This window comes from Variovorax sp. 01N425 (assembly GCF_056399465.1).
Window position 1 is genome coordinate 1 of record NZ_JBFTRJ010000026.1, and the last position, 21,284, is coordinate 21,284.

The window sequence follows — 21,284 nt, forward strand, 5'->3', positions numbered from 1 at the left end:
ATCTGCTCCGCGCTCAAGGTGATCACGTCCGACACGCTGTCCACCACCATGCCCACCACGCGCCCTGCAATGTTCAGCACGATCACCACCGTGAACTGGTCGTAGCTGGGCGTGCCCAGCCTGAACTTGATGCGCATGTCGATGATCGGGACGATGATCCCGCGCAGGTTCACCACGCCCTTGATGTACTCCGGCGCGTTCGCGATGCGCGTCACCGCGTCGTAGCCGCGCAGCTCCTGCACCTTCTGGATGTCGATGCCGTATTCCTCCTGGCCCAGCGTGAAGGTCACCACCTCCAGCCGGCTCGAGGTGGCAGGCGCCGCGGCGCCCCGGTGTTGTGGAGGGGTCATGATCTCTGCCATATGGATTCCTTCAGCTGAACTTCTGCATGATGCGAACGAGCTTCTGCCCGTACTGGGGATCGGTGGCGTAGCCGGCCTTCTGCAGGCCGTGCGCGGCCTCGGCCGGCGTGTCGGCGGCCAGCACGCCGGCGTAGCGCGGGTTGCGCGTGATGAACCGGGCGTAATCGGTGAAGGCCTCGTCGTAGGAGGCGTAGGCCCTGAACTTCGCGCGCACGCGCTGCGGCTCGCCGTCCACGTATTCGGTCGTGGTGGTCTCCACCACCGGACCCTTCCAGCTGCGGTCGGCCTTGATGCCGAACAGGTTGAAGCTCTGGGTGCCGTCGTCGGCGCGGATCTCGCGCTTGCCCCAGCCCGATTCGAGCGCGGCCTGCGCGAGGATCAGCGGCGCGGGCACGCCGCTCGCCTCGCTCGCCACCTGCGCGGAACCGCCCATGCGCTGCACGAAGCTGTCGACATTGCCCTGCAGCGAAGCCACGGCGCCCGCGGCCGAGCGGTCGCTGTTGCGCTGGTAGATGCCCAGGTCCACCGATGCGGCCGATGGCCTTGCCGGTGCGGATGGCAATGACGATGGCGACGAGCCGAGCGGAATGCCCGACTGCGGCGTGAGTGCGATGCCCGCGCGTGGCGCGAGCGAGATGCCTTCGCTGCCGCTGCCGTCTGCTTCGCCCGAGGGCGCCGCGCGGCTGAGCTGCGCGAGCATGGCCTCGGCCAGTCCCACGCCGCGCCCGGAGAGGTTCTGCGCGAGCTGCTGGTCGAGCATCGACATGTAGATCTTCTGGTCGCGGTTCTCCAGCAAGCCGCTCGAAGGCGTGGCCTCGCGCATGCTCTTGAGCACCATGTTCATGAACAGTGCCTCGAACTGGCGCGACACCTGCTTCAGGCCCTCTTCGGGCGAGCTGCGCACGGTGTAGCGCAAGGCATCGACACCCTGCACGTCGAGTGCAAGGCGCTGGTCCAGCGCGCCGCTTCTGCTTTCGGTGATGGCCATGGCGATGCTCAGATGATCTCGAGCTCGGCGCGCAGCGCGCCGGCGGACTTCATGGCCTGCAGGATCGACACCAGGTCCTGCGGATTGGCGCCCAGGCTGTTCAGGCCCTTGATCACATCGGCCAGCGAGGCGCCGCCGCGCACCATCTGCAGCGCGCCGCCGCCCTGGCTGATCGAGATCTGCGAGGTCTGCCCCACCACCGTGGAGCCGCCGGAAAATGCATTGGGCTGGCTCACCACGGGCTCGGTGTTGATGACCACCGAGAGGTTGCCGTGCGCCACCGCGCAGTCGTTCACGCGCACGGCCTGGTTCATGACCACGGAGCCGGTGCGCGCATTGACCACCACGCGCGCGACCGCCTGCGTCGGCGTCACTTCGAGGCTCTCGAGCCGCGCGAGAAAGCCCACGCGCTCCTGCGGCGCGGGTGCCTGCACCTGGATCACGCGGGCGTCGAGCGCCTGCGCCGTGCCCGCGCCGAACTGCCGGTTGATGGCGTCGGCCGCCAGCTGCACCGTGCCGAAGTCGGAGCGGTTGAGCTCCAGCGTGAAGCTGCCTTCGCCGCCCACCGGCGCCTCGACGCTGCGCTCCACCAGCGCGCCGGCCGGGATGCGGCCCGAGCCGAGCTGGTTGACCTGCGCCTTGCTGCCGTTGGCCGACGCGCCCGCGCCGCCGACCACCATGTTGCCCTGCGCGATCGCATAGACCTGCCCGTCGACGCCCTTGAGCGGCGTCATCAGCAGCGTGCCGCCGCGCAGGCTCTTGGCATTGCCCATCGAGGACACCGTCACGTCGATGTTCTGGCCGGGCCGTGCGAACGAAGGCAGCGTGGCCGTGACCATCACCGCCGCCACGTTCTTGAGCTGCATGTTCACGCCCTGCGGAATCGTGATGCCCAGCTGCTGCAGCATGTTGTTGAGGCTCTGCGTGGTGAACGGCGTCTGCATGGTCTGGTCGCCCGTGCCGTCGAGTCCGACCATGAGGCCGTAGCCGATCAGCGGGTTGTCGCGCACGCCCTGGATGCTCGCGAGCTCCTTCAGCCGCTCGGCCTGCGCCGGTGAACACAGGGTGATGGCGCACAGCGCCGCAAAGCCGATCAACGAACGCACATTGCAGAAGAAATTCATGATTTGGGGGTGAGTCATCAGAACGGCATGACGTTCAAGAAGAAGCGCTGCATCCATCCCATGTGCTGCGCCTCGTCGATGTAGCCCTTGGCCGTGTACTCGATGCGCGCATCGGCCACCAGCGTCGAAGGCACGGTGTTGCTGCCCGAGACCGTGCGCGGGTTCACCACGCCCGAGAACCGGATGTACTCGGTGCCCTGGTTGATGCCCATCTGCTTCTCGCCACTCACCAGCAGGTTGCCGTTGCGCATCACGTCCACCACCGTGACCGTGATCACGCCGTTGAAGGTGTTGTTGGCGTTGGCGCCGCCCTTGGCGTCGAGCTTGTTGCCGCCCGACAGCTTGGCGTCCTGCCCGTCGAGCAGCGAACCCAGCAGCTTCGGAATGCCGGCGAAGTCGGCCGCCAGGCTGCCCGTGCGGCTTGCCGTTGCGCCCGAGTTCTTGCTCGCGTTGACGCGCTCGCTGATGACGATGGTCAGGATGTCGCCCACGTTGCGCGGCCGGCGGTCCTCGAACAGCGCGCTGCCGCCGGGACCGTCCTGGAAGATCGCGCCGTTGGCACGCCGCGGCATCGAAGCCATGTTCTCCGCCCGCGCCGTCATCGGCTGGTGCACCAGCGGCTCGCGCGGAACCTGCGCGCAGCCCGAGGCCAGCACGGCAAGAGCCACCGACAGCGCCAGGCACAAGGTGCGGGAGGTCATAACTGCGCCAGGCGCTGCAGCATCTGGTCCGAGGTCTGGACCGCCTTGCTGTTGATCTCGTAGGCGCGCTGCGTGGCGATCATGTTCACGAGCTCTTCGACCACGTTGACGTTCGAAGCCTCCACGTAGCCCTGGCTCAGGATGCCCGCGCCGTCGATGCCGGGGTTGACCTGGTTCGGCGCGCCGGAGGCATCGGTTTCCGCATAGAGGTTCTCGCCCTTGCTCTGCAGGCCGGCCGGGTTCAGGAAGGTGGCCAGCTGCAGCTGCCCGACCTGCACCGTGTTGGTCTGCCCGGCCTGCGTGATCGACACGATGCCGTCGCGGCCGATGGTCAGGCTGGTGGCGTTGGCGGGCAGCGTGATGGCCGGCTGCACCGGAAAGCCGCTGGCCGTGACGAGCTGGCCGTCGCGGTCGGTCTGGAACGAGCCGTCGCGCGTGTAGGCGGTGGTGCCGTCGGGCATCAGCACCTGGAAGAAGCCGCCGCCGTTGATGGCCACGTCGGTCGGCTTGTCGGTCTTGGTGAGGTTGCCCTGCGAGTGGATGCGCTCGGTGGCGACCACGTGCACGCCGGTGCCCACCTGCAGGCCCGAAGGCAGCCGGGTCTGGTCCGAGGTCTGGCCGCCGACCTGGCGCAGGTTCTGGTACATCAGGTCCTCGAACACGGCGCGGCTTCGCTTGAAGCCCGTGGTGCCGACGTTGGCAAGGTTGTTCGACACCACGTCGAGTTGGGTCTGCTGGGCATCCAGGCCGGTCTTGGCGATGTAGAGCGAGCGCATCATGGCAAAAAATCCTTGGGGAAATGGGTGGTGGGGCGCGGGCTCAGCCGTACGCCAGCAGCTTGTTGGCCGACTGCGCGTTCTCGTCCGCGCTGTGCATCGACTTCATCTGCATCTCGAAGCTGCGGGCGTTGGCGATCATGGCCACCATGGCCTCCACGCCGTTGACGTTGCTGCCCTCGACCGCGCCGGTGGTCACGGTCACGGCCGCATCGGGCTCGGCCGGCGCGAGGCCCTCGCGCATGCGAAAAAGGCCGTCGGCGCCGCGCACCAGGTCGGCCACGGGCGGGTTGACCAGCTTCAGCCGGCCCACCTCGGCAATGCCGATGGCCGGGTCGCCGGCACCGCGCGCCGTCACGAGGCCGTTGGCCGCGATCGCGACGGTGGAGCCGGGCGGCACCGCCAGTGCGCCGGCGTCGCCGGCCACGGGCAGCGAGCCCATGGTCGTGAGCTGGCCTTCGGCGTTCACCTGCAGGTTGCCCACGCGGGTGTAGGCCTCGCCGCCATCGGGCGTCTGCACCGCGAGCCAGCCGTCGCCGTGAATGGCAACGTCGAGCGCGCGGCCGGTTTCCGTGAGCGGACCGTGGCTGAAGTCGGCGCCCGGCGTGGTGGCAACCACGTAGGCGCGCGTCGTCGCCTCGGCGCCATCGGTCACCGGCACCGCGCGAAAGCTGTTGATCTGCGCGCGGAACCCGGGCGTGGAGGCGTTCGCCATGTTGTTGGCGACGGAGGCCTGCTGCTCCATGGCCTGCTTGGCGCCGCTCATCGCGACATACAGCATGCGGTCCATGGGCGGCTCAGCGGATGTTGATCAGGGTCTGGACGACCTGATCCTGCGTCTTCACCGTCTGCGCATTGGCCTGGTAGCTGCGCTGCGCGACGATCAGGTTGACGAGCTCGGAGGTCAGGTCGACGTTCGATGCCTCCAGCGCGCCCGAGGCGAGCGAGCCCTGCTTGGTGCCCGCGCCCGGCGTGCCGGTGAGCGGCTGGCCCGAGGCCAGCGTTTCGCCCCAGACGTTCTCGCCCATCGGTTCCAGGCCGTTGGGGTTGGCGAAAGAGGTCAGCACCACCTGGCCCATCAGCGTGGTCTGTTCGTTGGAGAACTTGCCGGTGATGGTGCCGTCGGGGTTGATCGAGAACGAGGTCAGCGTGCCGGAGGTGTAGCCGTCCTGCTTGAGCGTCTTGATCTCGTTGACGTTGCCGAACTGCGTGGTGCCCGAAAGGTCCACCGTGGCGTTGAGCGCCACCGAGCCGTTGCCGAAATTCATCGTGGGCAGCGTCAGCTTGCCGCCGGCCGGCGTGAGCAGGTTGCCGTTGCCGTCGAAGCTCATCGTCGAGATCGGCGCGCCGCCATTGAGCGCGCTGCCGTCGGCCGCGCCGTACACGTCCCAGGCATTGGCGCCGGTCTTCACGAAGAAGACGCCGAGCTCGTGCGGATTGCCGAGCGAATCGAACACCGGGCCGAGCGCGTTCGAATAGTTGAAGGTGGCCGAATCGGTGGCGGAGAACGGCGTCTTGGTGGGCACCGTGCCGCGCGCGTCCAGGTTGAAGGTGGCGTTGATGGCGGTGGTCGCCTTCGGGCTCATGGCCGTGGTCTGGACCTGCAGCGGGCCCGGCGTGCCGCCGTCCAGGCCGCCGGTGGCGGAGACGCCGTAGCCCGTCAGGCGCAGGCCCGCGGCGTTGACGATGAAGCCGTCCTTGTCGCGCGTGAACTGGCCATTGCGCGAATACATCACCTCGCCGCTCGGGCTGCTGAGGCGGAAGAAGCCGTCGCCGTTGAGGATCGCCACGTCCAGCGGCCGGCTGCTGGTCTGCACCGAGCCCTGCGTGAAGTTCTGCACGATGCCCGACACCGCCACGCCCAGGCCGACGCGCGAGCCCGCATACACGTCCTGGAAGGTTGCCGCGCCCGACTTGAAGCCGACCGTGCCCGAATTGGCGATGTTGTTGCCGATGACGTCCAGGTTGGCGGCGGCTGCGGACAGGCCGCTGATGCCTTGGGAAAAGCCCATGATCGAATCCTTGTTTCAGTGCAATGAAGAAGAAGAAATGGCCTGCGGCGCACGGGCCGCTGCCGATGAGGAAGACAGCGCGCGACAGCTGCTCAGAGGAACATGCGCACGTCGGCCAGGCCGATGCTCTGGCCCGACATCAGTTCGAGCGTGACGCCGCTGGCGCCCTGCTTGACGGCGGCCACCTGCGAGAAGACCAGCGAAGTGGCCTCCACGCGCGTGCCGTTGTTGGCGGCCGCGACGCTGAAGCTGTAGGCGCCCGCCGGGGCCGTGCTGCCGTCGTCGGCCTTGCCGTCCCAGCTGACGGCGTTGACGCCCTCGGTCATCGGCCCGAGCGTCAAGGTGCGCACGGTGTTGCCCGCGGCATTGACGATCTTCACCTCGACGGTGCCGGCGGTGGCCGGCAGCTGCACGGCAAAGGGCACGGCCGCCGGTTCCTCGCCGGCCTTGGGCTCCGTGGCGGCGATGGTGTTGCCGGGCGACAGCACGTTGTAGCCAATGAGCGATGCCGCCTGCAGCACCTGGTTGGCGCCGGTCTGGTTCACCAGTCCGCTGAGCGCGCTGTTGAGCCGCTCGATGCCGCTCACGGTGCTCATCTGCCCGAGCTGCGACGTGAGCTCGGCGTTCTCCATCGGGTTGAGCGGGTCCTGGTTGTTGAGCTGCGTCACCAGCAGCTTGAGGAAGCGCTGCTCGCTGTCCGCTCCCGAGACGTTGCCGGCGCTCGACGCGGCGGTGGCTGCGTTGAGCCCGGAGATGGAAGAGGTGTCGGAAATGGCCATGGTTCTTGTTGGGATGTGGGGGGTTACTGGCCGATGCTCAGCGTCTTGACCATCAGCGTCTTGGCGGTGTTGAGCACCTCGACGTTGGCCTGGTAGCTGCGCGAGGCGGAAATCATGTTGGTCATCTCCTCGACCACGTTGACGTTGGGCATGGCCACGTAGCCCTTGGCGTCGGCATGCGGGTTCTTCGGGTCGAAGACCATCTTCAGCGGCGAGGGGTCCTCGATGACGCCGGCCACCTTCACGCCGCCGATGTCCTGCTGGCCCGAGGCGTCCACTTCGAAGACCACCTGCTTGGCGCGGTAAGGCTTGCCGTCGGGGCCGGCCACGCTCTCGGCGTTGGCAAGATTGCTGGCCGTCACGTTCATGCGCTGCGACTGCGCGGCCATGGCGGAGCCCGCCACGCTGAAGATGTTCATGGAAGCACCGGGATGCGGCATGTGCGGCTCCTTCCTGTTTATTGCGCAGCGGAGAGCAGCGACTTGATCTTGGCGCTGACCACCGTGAGGTTGGCTTCGTAGCGCAGCGCGTTGTCGGCGAAGTTGATGCGCTCGGCATCCATCTCCACCGTGTTGCCGTCGATGCTGGCCTGGCTCGGCACGCGGTACAGCAGGTCGCGCTCGGGCATCGAGGGCGGCGCATCGGCCTGGATGTGGCGCGCCGACGTGGCGGCCATCTGCACCGGCTGCTGCGCCGCGCGGCCGTGCTCGACCGCCTGTGTCAGGCGGCTCGCGAAATCGAAGTCACGCGCCTTGTAGTTGGGCGTGTCGGCGTGGGCGATGTTGGCCGCGAGCACTTCCTGGCGCTGCGTCCGAAGGTTCAGTGCTTCGCGGTTGAAGCGAAGCGCCGCATCCAGCTTGTCGATCATGTGTTTCCATCTTTCGAGGCGTCGCGTCCCTGGCGGGGCATGGCGACAGATGGAAAGCGAGTCTATGCATGCACTGCGTTCGCAATGGCCCGAACAAAGGGGCATTTGGCGTGCACTTCGAATCTTCGGATCGGGTGCGCCTTCCTAGAATTGCCGGGCACCCATCATGGAAAAAATCCCTTGCCGCCCACGCCGCCTGAAGCTCGTGCTGCCTGCCCTGGCGGCCGGGCTGGGCGCGGCGATGTGCGTGGCCGCGGCGCCGCTCACGGGCGATGCGCGCGCCGCCGTCGACAGCCTGCTGCAGGCCCAGGCCGCCGGACTGCCGGGCAAGGTCGGCATCCGCGTCGAGGCGCCAGCATCGGGTCCGCTGCCCGCCTGCGATGCGCTCGAGGCCTTCCTGCCGCGCGGCGCCGCGGCGTGGGGCCGGGTGTCGGTCGGCCTGCGCTGCCACTCGGAGCAAAAGCCCTGGACGCGCTATGTGCTGGCCCATGTGGCGGTCGAGGGGCGCTACCTGGTGGCCGCGCGCAACATCGATACCGGCCAGGCCCTGGGCGCGGGCGACTTCATCGCCCGCAATGGCGATCTCACCGCCCTGCCGCGCTCGGTCGTGACCGACCTTGCCGAACTGCAGGGCGTGGTGGCCGCCAACCGCATCGCGTCCGGCGCGCCGCTCAGGCGCGAACTGATGCGCGGCGTGGCCGTGATCCAGCAGGGCCAGACCATCAAGGTCGTTGCCGAAGGCCCGGGCTATGTGGTCAGCACCGAAGCACGCGCGATGAGCAGCGCCAGCGCCGGTGCGGCCGTGCGGGCCAGGACCGTGGACGGCCGCATGGTCAGCGGCGTGGCCGACGAGGAAGGGCAGGTCCGCCTGCCGCAGTAGCCGCATTCGATGCGCACTGCCCTAAAGTTCTGGCCCGAACTGCCGATACACCAGGCAGCCCTTTGAGGAACCATCTTGAAAATCGATCCATTCGCCCCTTCGGCCACACCGCTCCCCCGAACGAACAAGGGCGCGGCGTCCTCGCCCGCCAGCGGCACCGACGCCGTCCAGGGCGGCAGGAACGCGGTGAAGCTCTCGTCGTCGGCCCAGGTGCATTCGATGCCCGAGGCGCCCAACTCCGATTTCGACGCGGCGCGCGTTGCCTCGATCCGCGAGGACATCCGGGCCGGGCGCTATGAAATCCACCCCGACCGGATCGCCCGCGGCCTGCTCGCCAGCGTGCGCGATCTGCTCCACGAAAACGGAAAGCTCTGAACGCCATGCTGCTTCACCTGTTGGCCGAAAAAACCTGTATCGAGGAATTCCTGTCGGTGCTGGAGCGGGAGGCAGAGGCCATGAAGAACGGCCTCTTTGCCGAGCTGCCTTCGCTCACCAGGCGCAAGGCCGGCTTGCTCGACCGCATGGCGGCACTCGACCAGGCGCGCGAATCGGCGCAGGTGGCGCGGGGTTTCGAGCCAGGGCGCGCGGGCGCCGATGCCGCCGCCGAGGCGGACGGCGAGGCCTCGCTTGCCGCCTGGACGGCACTGGTCGAGCTGGCGCAGCAGGCCAAGGCCTGCAACCGCCGCAATGGCGCCATGGTGTACAGCCAGCTCGATTTCACGCAGAACGCGCTGCACTACCTGCAGGCCGGCGCGCAGCCCTTCTACGGGCCGGACGGCATCCGCAAGGCCGCCAGCGCCGCGGGAACGCGGCTGGCGGTGGGCTGAGCCGCAGATCTACTTGCGAGTCGTCTTGCCCGACTTGGGCGGCGCCTCGAACAACTCCGAGAAGAACGACTGATTCACCTCGCCGGAATCCTTGGCAGTTGGACTCGGCTCAGTCGACGGCAGCTCCTGGAAGTCCGACGACGCGAAGTGCGGCGGCACATACACCCCGTGCTCGTCCCGCCTGACCAGGCCGCGGCGCTCCAGGTCCCGCATGGTCTTGTTGACCTGCATCCTGGAAAGCCCCGAATAGGAGGCGATGACCGACTGGGTGATGCGCTTGTCGTAGCCGCCGTCGGTGCCCGGCGCCAGCACGGTGAGCTCGTGCAGGATGCGGCTGATGAGCCGCTCCGACGAGGCCGATGAAATCTGCCGGATCTGCCTGCGCAGCACCGTGGTGCGCTTCATGACCACGTCGAGCAGGCCCATCGTCACGGCCGGATGGCGGTCGCACAGCGCCTTGAATTCGAGCGTGGGCACCAGGTACAGCGAGGTGGGCAAGGCCGCCACCAGGGTCGCGCCGGCCTGGTAGCGCTCCTCGATCAGGGCGGAGTTCAGGAAGAAGTCGTCCTGCCGGATGAAGTCGGTCGTGACGTCGCCGCTGTCTCCGCTGCCCTGCACCACCACCCGCAGCAGGCCGGTGGCCACGCAGTAGATGCGGTCGGACCATTCGTCCGCCGCCAGCACCACTTCGTTGCGCCGGTAGGACCGAAGTTCGATGCGCTGAACGAAGGCTGCGCGCTCATCCGGGGGAACGCTGGCAATAAGAGGATGCAAATACATCTGTACCGTCCATGGGCTGCCTTGCCGCATATTGGCTCAAAGCGGCTGCCTGCAACTCTCCCCGCTCTCTAAATGTGAATATTTACCAGATTAGACTCATATACTAACAGTCGGTAACATCTGGACACGCAACATCATCGCATGACTTGGCGAACTACGCGCGCCAGCCGCCCGAGACCAGCCATTGGCTTGTACCGCAGGCGACAACGAGCGCCGCGTAGGTCGCCATCGCGCCGTCGCGCCCTGCAAGGACGACGCCGCCGAGCAGCACCAGCGCTCCCACGCCTGAATTGATCGCGCCCTGGGCCCACCATGCCCTGCCGCCCGCCTTGCGCCGGAAGGCCCGGCCCATGAGCGCGCACAGGAAGCCGACGGCCAGCGCGGGCGCCACGAAGTTCAGCAGGTGATTGAGAAGATCCAGCAGCGACATGGGTAGGAATGGGTATCGAGCGAGGGCCGCCGGATAAGGCCAAGGGCGCTCGCGGCGCCCTTGTTGTGTGGAGTTGCATGCGGCCAAGCCCCTTGGCGGCCGCATGGCTGCTGCTGATTTTATAATCAGTGGATATGTCAGTCTGGACCCTCGGGTTGAACCACACGACCGCGCCGCTCGATCTGCGCGGTCGTTTCGCGTTCGCGCTCGATCAGCTGGCGCCCACGCTGCAGAGCCTGCGCAGTTCGTTTGCCGGCGGCCGCCATCCGCAGGTCGAGGCCGCGATCATCTCCACCTGCAACCGCACCGAGATCTATTGCGCCGCCGAGCATGCCGCGCTCGACCACACGGTCGGCTGGCTGGCCGAGAGCGGCGGCGTCGCGCCCGCGCTGCTGCGCTCGCATGCCTACACGCTGCAGGACGACGAGGCTGCGCGCCACGTCTTCCGCGTGGCCAGCGGGCTCGATTCGATGGTGCTCGGCGAAGCCCAGATCCTCGGCCAGATGAAGGACGCCGTGCGCGCGGCCGAAACCGCCGGCGCGCTCGGCAGCACGCTCAACCAGCTGTTCCAGCGCTCCTTCGCGGTCGCGAAAGAGGTGCGCACCGCCACCGAGATCGGCGCGCATTCCATCAGCATGGCCGCGGCGGCCGTCCGGCTGGCCGGCCAGCTGTTCGAAGACCTGCACCAGACGCGCGTGCTGTTCGTCGGCGCGGGCGAGATGATCGACCTGGCCGCCACGCATTTCGCGGCCAAGGACCCGAAGTCCATCGCCATTGCCAACCGCACGCTCGAGCGCGGCGAAAAGCTGGCCTCGCGCTTCGGCGGCGAGGCCATGCGGCTGGCCGACCTGCCCAGCCGGCTGGCCGAGTTCGACATCGTGGTGAGCTGCACCGCCAGCACGCTGCCGATCATCGGCCTGGGCGCGGTCGAGCGCGCACTCAGGGCCCGCAAGCACCGCCCGATGTTCATGGTCGACCTGGCCGTGCCGCGCGACATCGAGCCCGAGGTGAAGGCGCTCGAGGACATCTACCTCTACACCGTCGACGATCTCGCCCAGGTGGTGCAGCAGGGCCAGGCCAACCGCCAGGCCGCCGTGGCCGAGGCCGAGGTCATCATCGACGCCGGCGTGCAGAGCTTCATGCACTGGCTCGGCCAGCGCGGCACCGTGCCGCTGATCCAGCAGCTCAATGCCCAGGCCGACGAGTGGCGCGCCGCCGAGATGGCGCGCGCGCGCAAGCTGCTGGCCAAGGGCGAATCGGTCGATGCGGTGCTCGAGGCCATGTCGCGCGGGCTCACGCAGAAGCTGCTGCACGGCGCCATGGCCGAACTGCACGCGGGCGACGCCGCATCGCGCGAGCACACCGCGCAGACCATCTCGCGCCTGTTCCTGCGCAAAGAGCGTTAGCGACGCTCGCCAGCGGCCCGGCCCTGCCGGCCGCGGTCCCACATGCGCCCTGCCGCGGCACCGCGGCGCCCTTCCCCATTTTTCCGAGCTCCTTTCCGCCGTGAAGACCTTTCTGCGCCACCAACTCGAACGCTATGCCCAGCGCCTGGGCGAACTCGACTTCCTGCTTTCGCGCGAAGACATCATGAGCGACATGGCGCAGTACCGCACCATCTCGCGCGAGCACGCCGAGATCACGCAGATCGCGGGCCGCTACGAGCGCTACAAGCAGCGCGAAGCCGACATCGCCGGCGCGGCCGAAATGCTCGAAGACCCCGACATGGCCGAGATGGCCCGCGAAGAAATCGCCGCCGCGCAGGCCGAGCTCGTGCAGCTCGAGGAAGAGCTGCAGCGCCTGCTGCTGCCCAAGGATCCGGACGACGCGCGCAACGCCTTCCTCGAAATCCGCGCGGGCACCGGCGGCGACGAGTCGGCGCTGTTCGCGGGCGACCTGCTGCGCATGTACACGCGCTACTGCGAGCGCGCCGGCTGGCGCTGCGAAGTGGTGAGCGAGAGCGAGAGCGAGCTCGGCGGCTACAAGGAAGTGGTGATCCGCATCGCCGGCAACGACGTGTTCGGCCGCCTGCGCTTCGAATCGGGCGGCCACCGCGTGCAGCGCGTGCCGGCCACCGAGACCCAGGGCCGCATCCACACCAGCGCCTGCACCGTGGCCGTGCTGGCCGAGCCCGACGAAACCGTGGCAGTGCAGATCAACCCGGCCGACCTGCGCATCGACACCTACCGCGCGAGCGGCGCCGGCGGCCAGCACATCAACAAGACCGACTCGGCCGTGCGCATCACGCACATTCCAACGGGCATCGTGGCCGAGTGCCAGGACGACCGCAGCCAGCACCGCAACAAGGCCAAGGCGCTGCAGGTGCTGTCGGCGCGCATCCAGGAAAAGGACCGCAGCGAGCGCGCCGCCAAGGACGCCGCCATGCGCAAGGGGCTGATCGGCAGCGGCGACCGCTCCGACCGCATCCGCACCTACAACTTCCCGCAGGGCCGGCTCACCGACCACCGCATCAACCTCACGCTCTACAAGCTGCAGGCCATCATGGAAGGCGACCTCGGCGACGTGCTCGACGCGCTGCGCGCCGCGCGCGAGGCCGAGCAGCTGGCCGAGCTCGAATCGAGCCTGCCGGCATGACGGCCACGGCCACCACGCCGTCCACCGTGGCCCAGGCGCTGGCCGCGGCCGTGGCGCTGGGCGTCGACCGGCTCGACGCGCAACTGCTGCTGCTGCATGCGCTGGGCCGCGCGCCGCACGACCGCGCCTGGCTGCTGGCGCACGACACCGACGCCATTTCCGAAGCGGCCTGGTCCGCCCTTTCGGCGCAGCTGCCGCGCCGGCTGGCGGGCGAGCCGGTGGCCTACCTGCTCGGCGAAAAGGAATTCCACGGCCTCGGCCTGCAGGTGGATGCGCGGGTGCTGGTGCCGCGCCCCGATACCGAAACGCTGGTCGACTGGGCCCTGCAATGCCTCGAAGGCCGCAAGGCGCCGCAGGTGCTCGACCTGGGCACCGGCAGCGGCGCGATCGCGCTGGCGCTGCAGCATGCGCGCCCCGATGCGCTGGTCGACGCGGTCGATGCCAGCGCCGACGCACTGGCCGTCGCCAAGGCCAATGCGCAGCGCCTGGGCCTGCCGGTGCGCTTTCGCCAGGCCCACTGGCTCGACGGCGCGGCCGGCGGCTACGCGGTCATTGCCAGCAATCCGCCCTACATCGCGGCCGGCGACCCGCACCTGGCGGCGCTGCAGCACGAGCCGCTGGCGGCGCTGGTGGCCGGCCCCGACGGGCTGGCCGACATCCGCCAGATCGTGCAGCAGGCCCCCGCGCACCTGGCGGACGGCGGCTGGCTGCTGCTCGAGCACGGCCACGACCAGGCCGCGGCCGTGCGCCAGCTGCTCCAGGCCCGCGGCTTTGCCGAAGTGCAAAGCCGCGACGACCTTGCCGGCATCCAGCGCTGTTCCGGCGGGATCTGGCGCACGGTGAAATAATCCCCCCAGCCCATTTTTCAGGAGTTCCCATGTCCGACGCCCAGCAACGCATCGACGATCTCGTCAAGACCAACGACCTCGTGCTCTTCATGAAGGGCAACGCCAGCTTTCCGATGTGCGGCTTCTCCGGCCGCGCGATCCAGATCCTCAAGGCGGTCGGCGTCGACACCAGGACGCTCAAGACCGTCAACGTGCTCGAAGACGATGGCATCCGCCAAGGCATCAAGGAATACAGCAACTGGCCCACGATCCCCCAGCTCTACGTCAAGGGCGAATTCGTCGGCGGCTCGGACATCATGATGGAGATGTACGAGTCGGGCGAGCTGCAGCAGGTGCTGGGCGGCAGCGGCAGCAACGCGGCCTGATTTTCCGGCCCTCCATGAGCCACGACCACGGCCACGAGGGCAAGGCCGCGCCGGCCTGGAAGCACGACGGCGTGCGCGTGATCGCGGCCAACCAGCTCGACGCCAACACCGCCCAGACGCCCGGCATGAACCGCGCCGCGGCCATCAACTTCGCGCGCGTCGGCGCGCAGAAGCTGTGGGCCGGCACCGTCACCATCCATGCCGACGCCAAGACCGGCGCCCATCACCACGGGCACCTCGAATCGGTGATCTACGTGGTGCGCGGCCGGGCCCGCATGCGCTGGGGCGAGAAGCTCGAGTTCACGGCCGAGGCCGGCCCGGGCGACTTCATCTACGTGCCGCCCTACGTGCCGCACCAGGAAATCAACGCCAGCGCCACCGAGCCGCTCGAATGCGTGCTGTGCCGCAGCGACGGCGAGGCGGTGGCGATCAATCTCGATATCGAGCCGGTAGAAAAACCCGAATCGGTCCTGTGGGTCGACCCGACCCACCCGCACGGCGGCGTCTAGGCTCTCCCCCAGGCTGCGCGCACTTCGTGTCGCTTCTCCCTCCCCCTTCCGGGGGCAACACCAGCGGCCCGGCAAAGCCGGTTCCGCGGTGTTCGCTGGAATGTGCTCCGGGTCATGGCACCATCGTGCACTTCGCCGTGCCACCATGACCCTCACCCAAAGCCTGCTCATCATCGTCCTGCTGATCGCGATGAGCGCGTTCTTCTCCCTTGCCGAAATCACGCTGGCCGCCTCGCGGCGCCTGCGCCTGCGCCAGATGGCCGACGAGGGCGATGCGCGGGCCGAGCGCGTGCTGCGCGTGCAGGAGCAGCCGGGCCACTACTTCACCGTGGTGCAGATCGGCCTCAATGCGGTGGCGATCCTCGGCGGCGTGGTCGGCGAGGGCTCGCTCAGCCCCTACTTCGCGCGCTTCCTCGAAGGCTGGATGAGCGTGGAAGCCTCGGCCAACGTGGCCTTCCTGTGCTCGTTCGTGATCGTCATCGCGGTGTTCCTGGTGTTCGCCGACCTGTTCCCCAAGCGCCTGGGCATGAGCGACCCCGAGCGCATCGCGGTTCGCATGGTGGGCCCGATGATGGTGCTGATCACCGCCTTCAAGCCGCTGGTGTGGTTCTTCACGCGCTCCACCGACATGCTCTTCAAGCTGCTGGGCATGCCGCTGGTGCGCGACGACAAGATCACCTCGGCCGACATCCTGGCCATGACCGAGGCCGGTGCGCGCGCGGGCGTGCTCGCGGTGCGCGAGCAGCAGGTGATCGCCAACGTGTTCGAACTCGACACGCGGCTGGTCAGCAGCGTGATGACGGTGCGCGACAACATCGCCTGGTTCCTGCACGACGACCCCGAATCGGTGCTGCGGGCGCGCATCGTGGCCGAGCCTTTTTCGGCCTACCCGGTGTGCGACGGCGACATCGACCATGTGCTCGGCTATGTCGACGCCAAGGAGATGTTCCAGCGCGTGCTCAGCGGCCAGCCGCTGGCGTTCGACCAGGGCCTCACGCTGCACAAGGCGCTGGTCATTCCCGACCGGCTCACGCTCACCGAGGTGCTCGAGCAGTTCCAGCAGGCGCACGAAGACTTCGCGATCGTGGTCAACGAATACAGCCTGGTGGTGGGCGTGATCACGCTCAACGACGTGATGAGCACGGTGATGGGCGACCTGGTGTCCATGCCCGACGAGGAACAGATCGTGAAGCGCGACGAGAACTCGTGGCTGATCGACGGCGTCACGCCGATCCAGGACGTGCAGCGCGCGCTGCACATCGACGAGATGCCGCATCCGGACGACTACGAAACGCTGGCCGGCTTCCTGATGGTGATGCTGCGGCGGGTGCCCAAGCGCACCGACAGCGTGAGCTGGGGCGGCTACACCTTCGAGGTGATGGACGTCGACAGCTACCGCATCGACCAGGTCATGGTCACGAAAACCTAGCTCGCCCTCAGGCAGCCGAGCGGTCGCGGTCCACGAAGGTCCAGAGGCGCTGGTTCGCGAACACGGCGCTCGGGTACGGCGCCTTGCCGCGGCTGCCGTTGTAGCGCCCGAGGGTCATGTACAGGTCGCCGTTCTCGCGGTCGAGATAGTGGCGCAGGATCACGCAGCCGAAGCGCAGGTTGGTCTGCATGTGGAACAGCTTGGCCGGGTCGCTGTCGCCGATCACGCGGGTCCAGAACGGCATGACCTGCATGTAGCCGCGCGCACCAGCGCTGGACACCGCGAACTTGCGGAAGTTGCTCTCGACCTGGATCAGCCCGAGCACCAGGCTCACGTCCAGGCCCGAGCGCTTGGCTTCATACCAGGCGGTCTGCAGGAATTCCTTGCGCGTGGGCCAGTCGGCAATCTTCTTCTTGAGGCGCTCGCTCATCTCGCCCAGCCAGCGCAGGTAGGTCAGGCGGGCCTCGGTGCTCGAGAACTCGGGCACCGGCGGCGCCTTGTTGTGCACGGCCGAACTCAGCGCAGTGCGCACCGAGTCGATCAGCGGCTCCTCGATCTGCGCGCCGGCGTGCGCGGCCTGCGGCAGCGACAGCGCCGCCAGGGCGCCCGCCGCCGCGGCGCCGCCCACCAGGCACCGGCGCCGCGAGAGGCCGCCCTCCAGGCTCATTGCGCGAACTTGCCGGCGATGAATTCGGCGATGCCCGCGGCAGGCACCTTGGTGGCCGCCGTGTCGCGGCGGTGCTGGTATTCGAGCTGGCCTTCCTTCAGGCCGCGGTCGGAAATGACCACGCGGTGCGGCACGCCGATCAGTTCCCAATCGGCGAACATCGCGCCCGGGCGCTCGCCGCGGTCGTCCAGCAGCACGTCGACGCCGGCCGCGAGCAGCTGCTCGTACAGCGCTTCGGCCGCCACCTTGACCTCGGGGCTGCGGTCCATGCCGATCGGGCAGACCACCACCGTGAACGGCGCCAGCGCGTCGGGCCAGATGATGCCGCGCTCGTCGTGGTTCTGCTCGATGGCGGCGGCCGGCAGGCGCGTGATGCCGATGCCGTAGCAGCCCATCTCGAGGAACTGCGGCTTGCCGGCTTCGTCCAGGTAGGTGGCGTTCATGTCCTTGCTGTACTTGGTGCCGAGCACGAACACGTGGCCCACCTCGATGCCGCGCTCGATCGCGAGCACGCCCTTGCCGTCGGGCGAGGCGTCGCCCGCCACCACGTTGCGCAGGTCGGCCACCAGTTCGGGCTCGGGCAGGTCGCGGCCCCAGTTGACGCCGGTCATGTGGAAGTCGACCTCGTTGGCGCCGGTGATCCAGTCGGCCATGACCATCACCTCGCGGTCGGCCACGAGCCTGACGGGCTTCTTGAGGTTCAGCGGGCCGAGGTAGCCGGGCTTGCAGCCGAAGTGGTCGTCGATCTCGGCCAGCGTCGCGAAGCGGAAGCCCTTGTCCAGGCCCGGCACCTTGCCGACCTTGATCTCGTTCATGTCGTGGTCGCCGCGCAGGAGCAGCAGCCAGACCTGCGAACCCTTGGGGTTGCCGGCCTCGTCGAGGATGTCCGTTGCCAGCACCAGCGACTTGACGGTGGTCGAGAGCGGCACGCCGAGCAGTTCGGCCACGTCGGCGCAGGTGCTCTTGCCCGGGGTGGGCGTCTTCTCGAGCGCCTTGACCGCTGCCGGGCGCGGGCCGGCCGGAGCGAGCGCCTCGGCCTTCTCCATGTTGGCCGCGTAGTCGCTGCCGGGGCAGTAAACGATGGCGTCTTCGCCGGTGGCGGCAATCACCTGGAACTCTTCGCTCAGGTCGCCGCCGATGGCGCCGCTGTCGGCCGCCACCGCGCGGTAGCGCAGGCCGAAGCGGTCGAAGATGCGGCGGTAGGCATCGGCCATGACCTGGTAGCTGGCCTTGGCCGCATCCAGGTCGCGGTCGAAGCTGTAGGCGTCCTTCATGATGAATTCGCGCCCGCGCATCAGGCCGAAGCGCGGACGGCGCTCGTCGCGGAACTTGGTCTGGATCTGGTAGAAATTCTTCGGCAGCTGCTTGTAGCTGCGGATTTCCTGGCGCGCGATGTCGGTCACCACCTCTTCGCTGGTGGGCTGGACCACGAAGTCGCGGTCGTGCCGGTCCTTGATGCGCAACAGCTCGGGGCCCATCTTGTCGAAGCGGCCGGTCTCCTGCCAGAACTCGGCCGGCTGCACCACGGGCATCGTGAGCTCGACCGCGCCGGCGCGGTTCATTTCCTCGCGCACGATCGCCTCGACCTTGCGGATCACGCGCAGCCCCATCGGCATGTAGGTGTAGATGCCCGTGCCGAGCTTCTTGATCATGCCCGCGCGCATCATGAGCCGATGGCTCGCGACCTCGGCGTCAGCGGGCGCTTCCTTGAGGGTGGAGACAAAAAATCGGGAAGCTTTCATCGGGATCGCGCTGGTGGATTTAAGAATCTTGGGGAAGACGGATGCCGGCGGAGAGACCTCCGGGAACCCGCGGGCCTCGAACTGGCCGCTTGCCGTGTGCAACCCGGCATGCATAATCGACTCAGTTCAAAAATTGGGGTTTGATTATGCTCGACCGGGACGGCTTCAGGCCCAACGTCGGCATCATCCTGCTCAACCAGAGAAACCAGGTTTTCTGGGGCAAACGCATACGCACGCATTCCTGGCAGTTTCCGCAAGGCGGCATCGACCGCGGCGAAAGTCCCGAGCAAGCCATGTTCCGGGAACTGCACGAGGAAGTCGGACTCCATCCGGAGCACGTGCGCATCGTGGCCCGTACCCGTGACTGGTTGCGCTACGAGGTGCCGGATCGGTTCATTCGCCGTGACGCACGGGGCCACTACAAGGGCCAGAAGCAAATCTGGTATTTGCTGCAATTGATCGGTCACGACTGGGATCTGAACCTGCGCGCGACCGACCACCCCGAATTCGACGCCTGGCGATGGCACGACTACTGGGTGCCGCTCGATGTGGTCGTCGAATTCAAACGCGGCGTCTACGAGATGGCACTGACCGAGCTTGCTCGCTACCTGCCGCGGCAGGATTTCCGCAACCGCTTCCTGCGCAGCAACGTGCGCGCCCGGGAGTTCGAGCGCCACATGCCAGACGGCGGCGCGCCCGCGGGGCTGGACCTGCCGCCCGGCGGCAGTTTCGATCCGCATCCCGACATTACTTCTGCGAGCGATGACCCTTCCCCTCCTCCCCACAACAAAGCGCCTTTCCTTCCGTCGCAGCGCTGAGGGCGCCCTGCTCGCCGTGTGCCTGGCCCTGCTGGCCGGATGCGCATCGGGCCCGCACGACACGGACAACCCCGACTGGGCGCAGGCCGGCCTGCCGCCGCCGCCCAAGCGCTATGAGACCGATGCCGAATGGAAGGAAAGCGAAGCGCCTCCGCCTCCGGCCTTCGACGTCAAGCGTCTCGAGCCGATCGCAATGCCGCCCTACATGTCGCTGAAGTTCGGCGTCGATCCGGCCACCATCACCATCACCGGCGACGGCGTGGTGCGCTACGTGGTGGTCGCCACCAGCCGCAGCGGCGGGGACGCGGCGCTGAACGCTTTCTACGAGGGCGTGCGCTGCTCGACCGACGAGGTGAAGAGCTACGCGCGATTCAACAACGGCGCCTGGAGCAAGGTCGAACGGTCCGAGTGGAAGAGCTTCCGCGACCTGAACTCGAGCTACGCCAGGCAGCTGGCGCAGCAGGGTCTGTGCCGCGGCCATGCGCCCCGCGTCTCGGTCAAGGACATGGTCACCAACATGCGGGACCCGGCGCGCCAGCTGCAATAGGGCAAGGCGGCAGAACGATCGAACGGGGCCTCCTTGAAGGCCTCGTTTTCCATTCCGGCCCGGCCTCAGCCGCGCATCAGCACCATGTTGTCGCGGTGGACCATTTCCGGCTCCGCCACGTAGCCCAGCAGCCGCTCGAATTCCGACGAGGGCTTGCGGCACAAAAGCCGGGCCTCCACGCTCGAGTAGTTGGCCAGGCCGCGGGCGAGTTCCACGCCGTCGGCGTCGCGCACGGCGATCACGTCGCCGCGCGAAAACTCGCCCGAGACGCCCGTCATGCCGATCGGCAGCAGGCTCTTGCCCTCGGCGCGCACCTTGGCGGCCGCGCCGGCATCGACGGTGACCGCGCCGCGCAGCTGCAGGTGGTCGGCCATCCAGCGCTTGCGCGCCTGGTGCTTGGCGGTCTGCGCCACCAGCAGCGTGCCGATGGATTCGCCGCGCACGAGGCGCAGCAGGGCATCGGGCTCGCGGCCCCAGGCGATCACGGTGGAGGCGCCCGAGCCGGCCGCGCGCTTGGCAGCGAGGATCTTGGTGATCATGCCGCCGCGGCCGAGGCTGGAGCCCGCCCCGCCCGCCATGGCTTCGAGCGCCGGGTCGCCGGCCGCGGCCTCGTGCACGAACTTGGCCTGCGGGTCCTTGCGCGGATCGGCCGTGTAGAGGCCCTTCTGGTCCGTGAGGATCACCAGCGCATCGGCTTCGACCAGGTTGGCCACGAGCGCGCCGAGCGTGTCGTTGTCGCCGAACTTGATCTCGTCGTTGACGACGGTGTCGTTCTCGTTGATGACCGGCACCACGCCCAGCCCGAGCAGCGTGACGAGCGTCGAGCGCGCATTGAGGTAGCGCTCGCGGTCGGCCAGGTCGGCATGGGTCAGCAGTACCTGGGCGCTGCCGATCCGGTTCTCGCGCAGCTTGGTCTCGTACATCTGGGCCAGGCCCATCTGCCCGACGGCCGCGGCGGCCTGCAGTTCATGCACCTCGTGCGGCCGCGTGCGCCAGCCCAGGCGCTTCATGCCTTCGGCAATGGCGCCGCTGGACACCATGACCACCTCGCGGCCGCCCTGCACCAGCACCGCCAGCTGCCGGCACCATTCGCCGATGGCGGCCTCGTCGAGACCGCGCCCCTCGTTGGTCACGAGGCTGGAGCCCACCTTGACGACGATACGGCGGGCATCCCGCAAGGCAGTGGATCCGGAGTTCGAGGTCATGGAGGGGCGTGGCGGTCGTGAATGCGGGGTGC

At 68.2% G+C, this 21,284-nt stretch carries 26 protein-coding genes; 11 read left to right on the forward strand and 15 right to left on the reverse strand.

The window, feature by feature from the left end:
• From AC1DSC_RS30505 to flgB, 10 genes are all read right to left on the reverse strand, one after another.
• Positions 1–350 (reverse strand): chemotaxis protein CheW (locus tag AC1DSC_RS30505; protein ID WP_478131993.1); only part of this gene is annotated, 350 nt, incomplete at its 3' end.
• 22 nt (positions 351–372) lie between these two features.
• On the reverse strand, positions 373–1,350 hold the full coding sequence (flgJ, locus tag AC1DSC_RS30510; RefSeq protein ID WP_369663441.1) for a flagellar assembly peptidoglycan hydrolase FlgJ: 978 nt from the start codon (positions 1,348–1,350) through the stop codon (positions 373–375).
• A gap of 8 nt (positions 1,351–1,358) precedes the next feature.
• On the reverse strand, positions 1,359–2,492 hold the full coding sequence (locus AC1DSC_RS30515; protein WP_369663442.1) for a flagellar basal body P-ring protein FlgI: 1,134 nt from the start codon (positions 2,490–2,492) through the stop codon (positions 1,359–1,361).
• On the reverse strand, positions 2,492–3,175 hold the full coding sequence (locus AC1DSC_RS30520) for a flagellar basal body L-ring protein FlgH (RefSeq protein WP_369663443.1): 684 nt from the start codon (positions 3,173–3,175) through the stop codon (positions 2,492–2,494). The genes AC1DSC_RS30515 and AC1DSC_RS30520 overlap by 1 nt, the downstream gene beginning before the upstream one ends.
• Entirely contained in the window at positions 3,172–3,954 is a 783-nt protein-coding gene (gene flgG, locus AC1DSC_RS30525) for a flagellar basal-body rod protein FlgG (protein WP_015866968.1), read from the reverse strand. The genes AC1DSC_RS30520 and flgG overlap by 4 nt, the downstream gene beginning before the upstream one ends.
• 40 nt (positions 3,955–3,994) lie before the next feature.
• On the reverse strand, positions 3,995–4,741 hold the full coding sequence (locus AC1DSC_RS30530) for a flagellar basal body rod protein FlgF (RefSeq protein WP_278878777.1): 747 nt from the start codon (positions 4,739–4,741) through the stop codon (positions 3,995–3,997).
• 7 nt (positions 4,742–4,748) lie between these two features.
• Positions 4,749–5,963 (reverse strand): flagellar hook protein FlgE, encoded by a 1,215-nt coding sequence (gene flgE, locus AC1DSC_RS30535; RefSeq protein WP_015866970.1) that lies wholly within the window; start codon positions 5,961–5,963, stop codon positions 4,749–4,751.
• A gap of 92 nt (positions 5,964–6,055) precedes the next feature.
• Positions 6,056–6,742 (reverse strand): flagellar hook assembly protein FlgD, encoded by a 687-nt coding sequence (locus AC1DSC_RS30540; protein ID WP_478131994.1) that lies wholly within the window; start codon positions 6,740–6,742, stop codon positions 6,056–6,058.
• Between the two features lie 23 nt (positions 6,743–6,765).
• Positions 6,766–7,182 (reverse strand): flagellar basal body rod protein FlgC, encoded by a 417-nt coding sequence (flgC, locus tag AC1DSC_RS30545; protein WP_015866972.1) that lies wholly within the window; start codon positions 7,180–7,182, stop codon positions 6,766–6,768.
• Positions 7,183–7,199: 17 nt separating this feature from the next.
• Entirely contained in the window at positions 7,200–7,610 is a 411-nt protein-coding gene (gene flgB / locus AC1DSC_RS30550; protein WP_369663444.1) for a flagellar basal body rod protein FlgB, read from the reverse strand.
• A 166-nt stretch (positions 7,611–7,776) separates the two neighbouring features.
• On the opposite strand from flgB, the gene flgA reads away from it, so the two are divergent.
• From flgA to AC1DSC_RS30565, 3 genes are all read left to right on the forward strand, one after another.
• A complete protein-coding gene (gene flgA / locus AC1DSC_RS30555; protein WP_369663445.1) occupies positions 7,777–8,490 on the forward strand; it encodes a flagellar basal body P-ring formation chaperone FlgA in 714 nt (237 codons plus the stop codon).
• Positions 8,491–8,565: 75 nt separating this feature from the next.
• Complete coding sequence (flgM, locus tag AC1DSC_RS30560) at positions 8,566–8,865, forward strand: flagellar biosynthesis anti-sigma factor FlgM (protein ID WP_369663446.1); 300 nt, start codon at positions 8,566–8,568, stop codon at positions 8,863–8,865.
• 5 nt (positions 8,866–8,870) lie between these two features.
• Positions 8,871–9,317 (forward strand): flagella synthesis protein FlgN, encoded by a 447-nt coding sequence (locus AC1DSC_RS30565; protein ID WP_369663447.1) that lies wholly within the window; start codon positions 8,871–8,873, stop codon positions 9,315–9,317.
• 9 nt (positions 9,318–9,326) lie between these two features.
• Here AC1DSC_RS30565 and AC1DSC_RS30570 read toward each other — a convergent pair whose 3' ends face one another.
• Together AC1DSC_RS30570 and AC1DSC_RS30575 are read right to left on the reverse strand one after the other, a co-directional pair.
• Positions 9,327–10,097 (reverse strand): Crp/Fnr family transcriptional regulator, encoded by a 771-nt coding sequence (locus AC1DSC_RS30570; RefSeq protein ID WP_369663448.1) that lies wholly within the window; start codon positions 10,095–10,097, stop codon positions 9,327–9,329.
• 154 nt (positions 10,098–10,251) lie between these two features.
• On the reverse strand, positions 10,252–10,527 hold the full coding sequence (locus AC1DSC_RS30575) for a hypothetical protein (protein ID WP_278878741.1): 276 nt from the start codon (positions 10,525–10,527) through the stop codon (positions 10,252–10,254).
• Positions 10,528–10,661: 134 nt separating this feature from the next.
• On the opposite strand from AC1DSC_RS30575, the gene hemA reads away from it, so the two are divergent.
• The 6 genes from hemA (at position 10,662) to paeA (ending at position 16,273) form a co-directional block, all read left to right on the forward strand.
• Entirely contained in the window at positions 10,662–11,933 is a 1,272-nt protein-coding gene (hemA, locus tag AC1DSC_RS30580; protein ID WP_369663449.1) for a glutamyl-tRNA reductase, read from the forward strand.
• Positions 11,934–12,033: 100 nt separating this feature from the next.
• Entirely contained in the window at positions 12,034–13,122 is a 1,089-nt protein-coding gene (gene prfA / locus AC1DSC_RS30585; RefSeq protein WP_015866980.1) for a peptide chain release factor 1, read from the forward strand.
• Positions 13,119–13,970 (forward strand): peptide chain release factor N(5)-glutamine methyltransferase, encoded by an 852-nt coding sequence (gene prmC / locus AC1DSC_RS30590; protein WP_369663450.1) that lies wholly within the window; start codon positions 13,119–13,121, stop codon positions 13,968–13,970. Before prfA ends, prmC begins: the two co-directional genes overlap by 4 nt.
• 29 nt (positions 13,971–13,999) lie before the next feature.
• Entirely contained in the window at positions 14,000–14,335 is a 336-nt protein-coding gene (gene grxD, locus AC1DSC_RS30595; protein ID WP_027730704.1) for a Grx4 family monothiol glutaredoxin, read from the forward strand.
• 14 nt (positions 14,336–14,349) lie between these two features.
• Positions 14,350–14,844: a cupin domain-containing protein gene (locus tag AC1DSC_RS30600; RefSeq protein WP_027731018.1), complete on the forward strand. Its 495-nt coding sequence runs from the start codon at positions 14,350–14,352 to the stop codon at positions 14,842–14,844.
• 145 nt (positions 14,845–14,989) lie between these two features.
• A complete protein-coding gene (paeA, locus tag AC1DSC_RS30605) occupies positions 14,990–16,273 on the forward strand; it encodes a polyamine export protein PaeA (protein ID WP_015866984.1) in 1,284 nt (427 codons plus the stop codon).
• A gap of 7 nt (positions 16,274–16,280) precedes the next feature.
• Here the strand turns inward: paeA and AC1DSC_RS30610 are convergent, their stop codons facing one another.
• Positions 16,281–16,940, reverse strand: a complete 660-nt coding sequence (locus AC1DSC_RS30610; protein ID WP_018906810.1) for a lytic transglycosylase domain-containing protein — start codon at positions 16,938–16,940, stop codon at positions 16,281–16,283.
• Complete coding sequence (locus tag AC1DSC_RS30615) at positions 16,937–18,682, reverse strand: proline--tRNA ligase (protein WP_369663451.1); 1,746 nt, start codon at positions 18,680–18,682, stop codon at positions 16,937–16,939. The genes AC1DSC_RS30610 and AC1DSC_RS30615 overlap by 4 nt, the downstream gene beginning before the upstream one ends.
• A 146-nt stretch (positions 18,683–18,828) precedes the next feature.
• Between AC1DSC_RS30615 and AC1DSC_RS30620 the strand changes: the two genes are divergently transcribed.
• Together AC1DSC_RS30620 and AC1DSC_RS30625 are read left to right on the forward strand one after the other, a co-directional pair.
• Positions 18,829–19,500 carry an RNA pyrophosphohydrolase gene (locus AC1DSC_RS30620; protein WP_015866987.1) on the forward strand — a complete coding sequence of 224 codons (672 nt, stop codon included), beginning with the start codon at positions 18,829–18,831 and terminating at the stop codon, positions 19,498–19,500.
• 16 nt (positions 19,501–19,516) lie between these two features.
• Complete coding sequence (locus AC1DSC_RS30625) at positions 19,517–20,047, forward strand: CNP1-like family protein (protein ID WP_015866988.1); 531 nt, start codon at positions 19,517–19,519, stop codon at positions 20,045–20,047.
• Positions 20,048–20,112: 65 nt separating this feature from the next.
• Here AC1DSC_RS30625 and proB read toward each other — a convergent pair whose 3' ends face one another.
• On the reverse strand, positions 20,113–21,252 hold the full coding sequence (gene proB, locus AC1DSC_RS30630; protein ID WP_015866989.1) for a glutamate 5-kinase: 1,140 nt from the start codon (positions 21,250–21,252) through the stop codon (positions 20,113–20,115).
• Positions 21,253–21,284 lie beyond the last annotated feature (32 nt).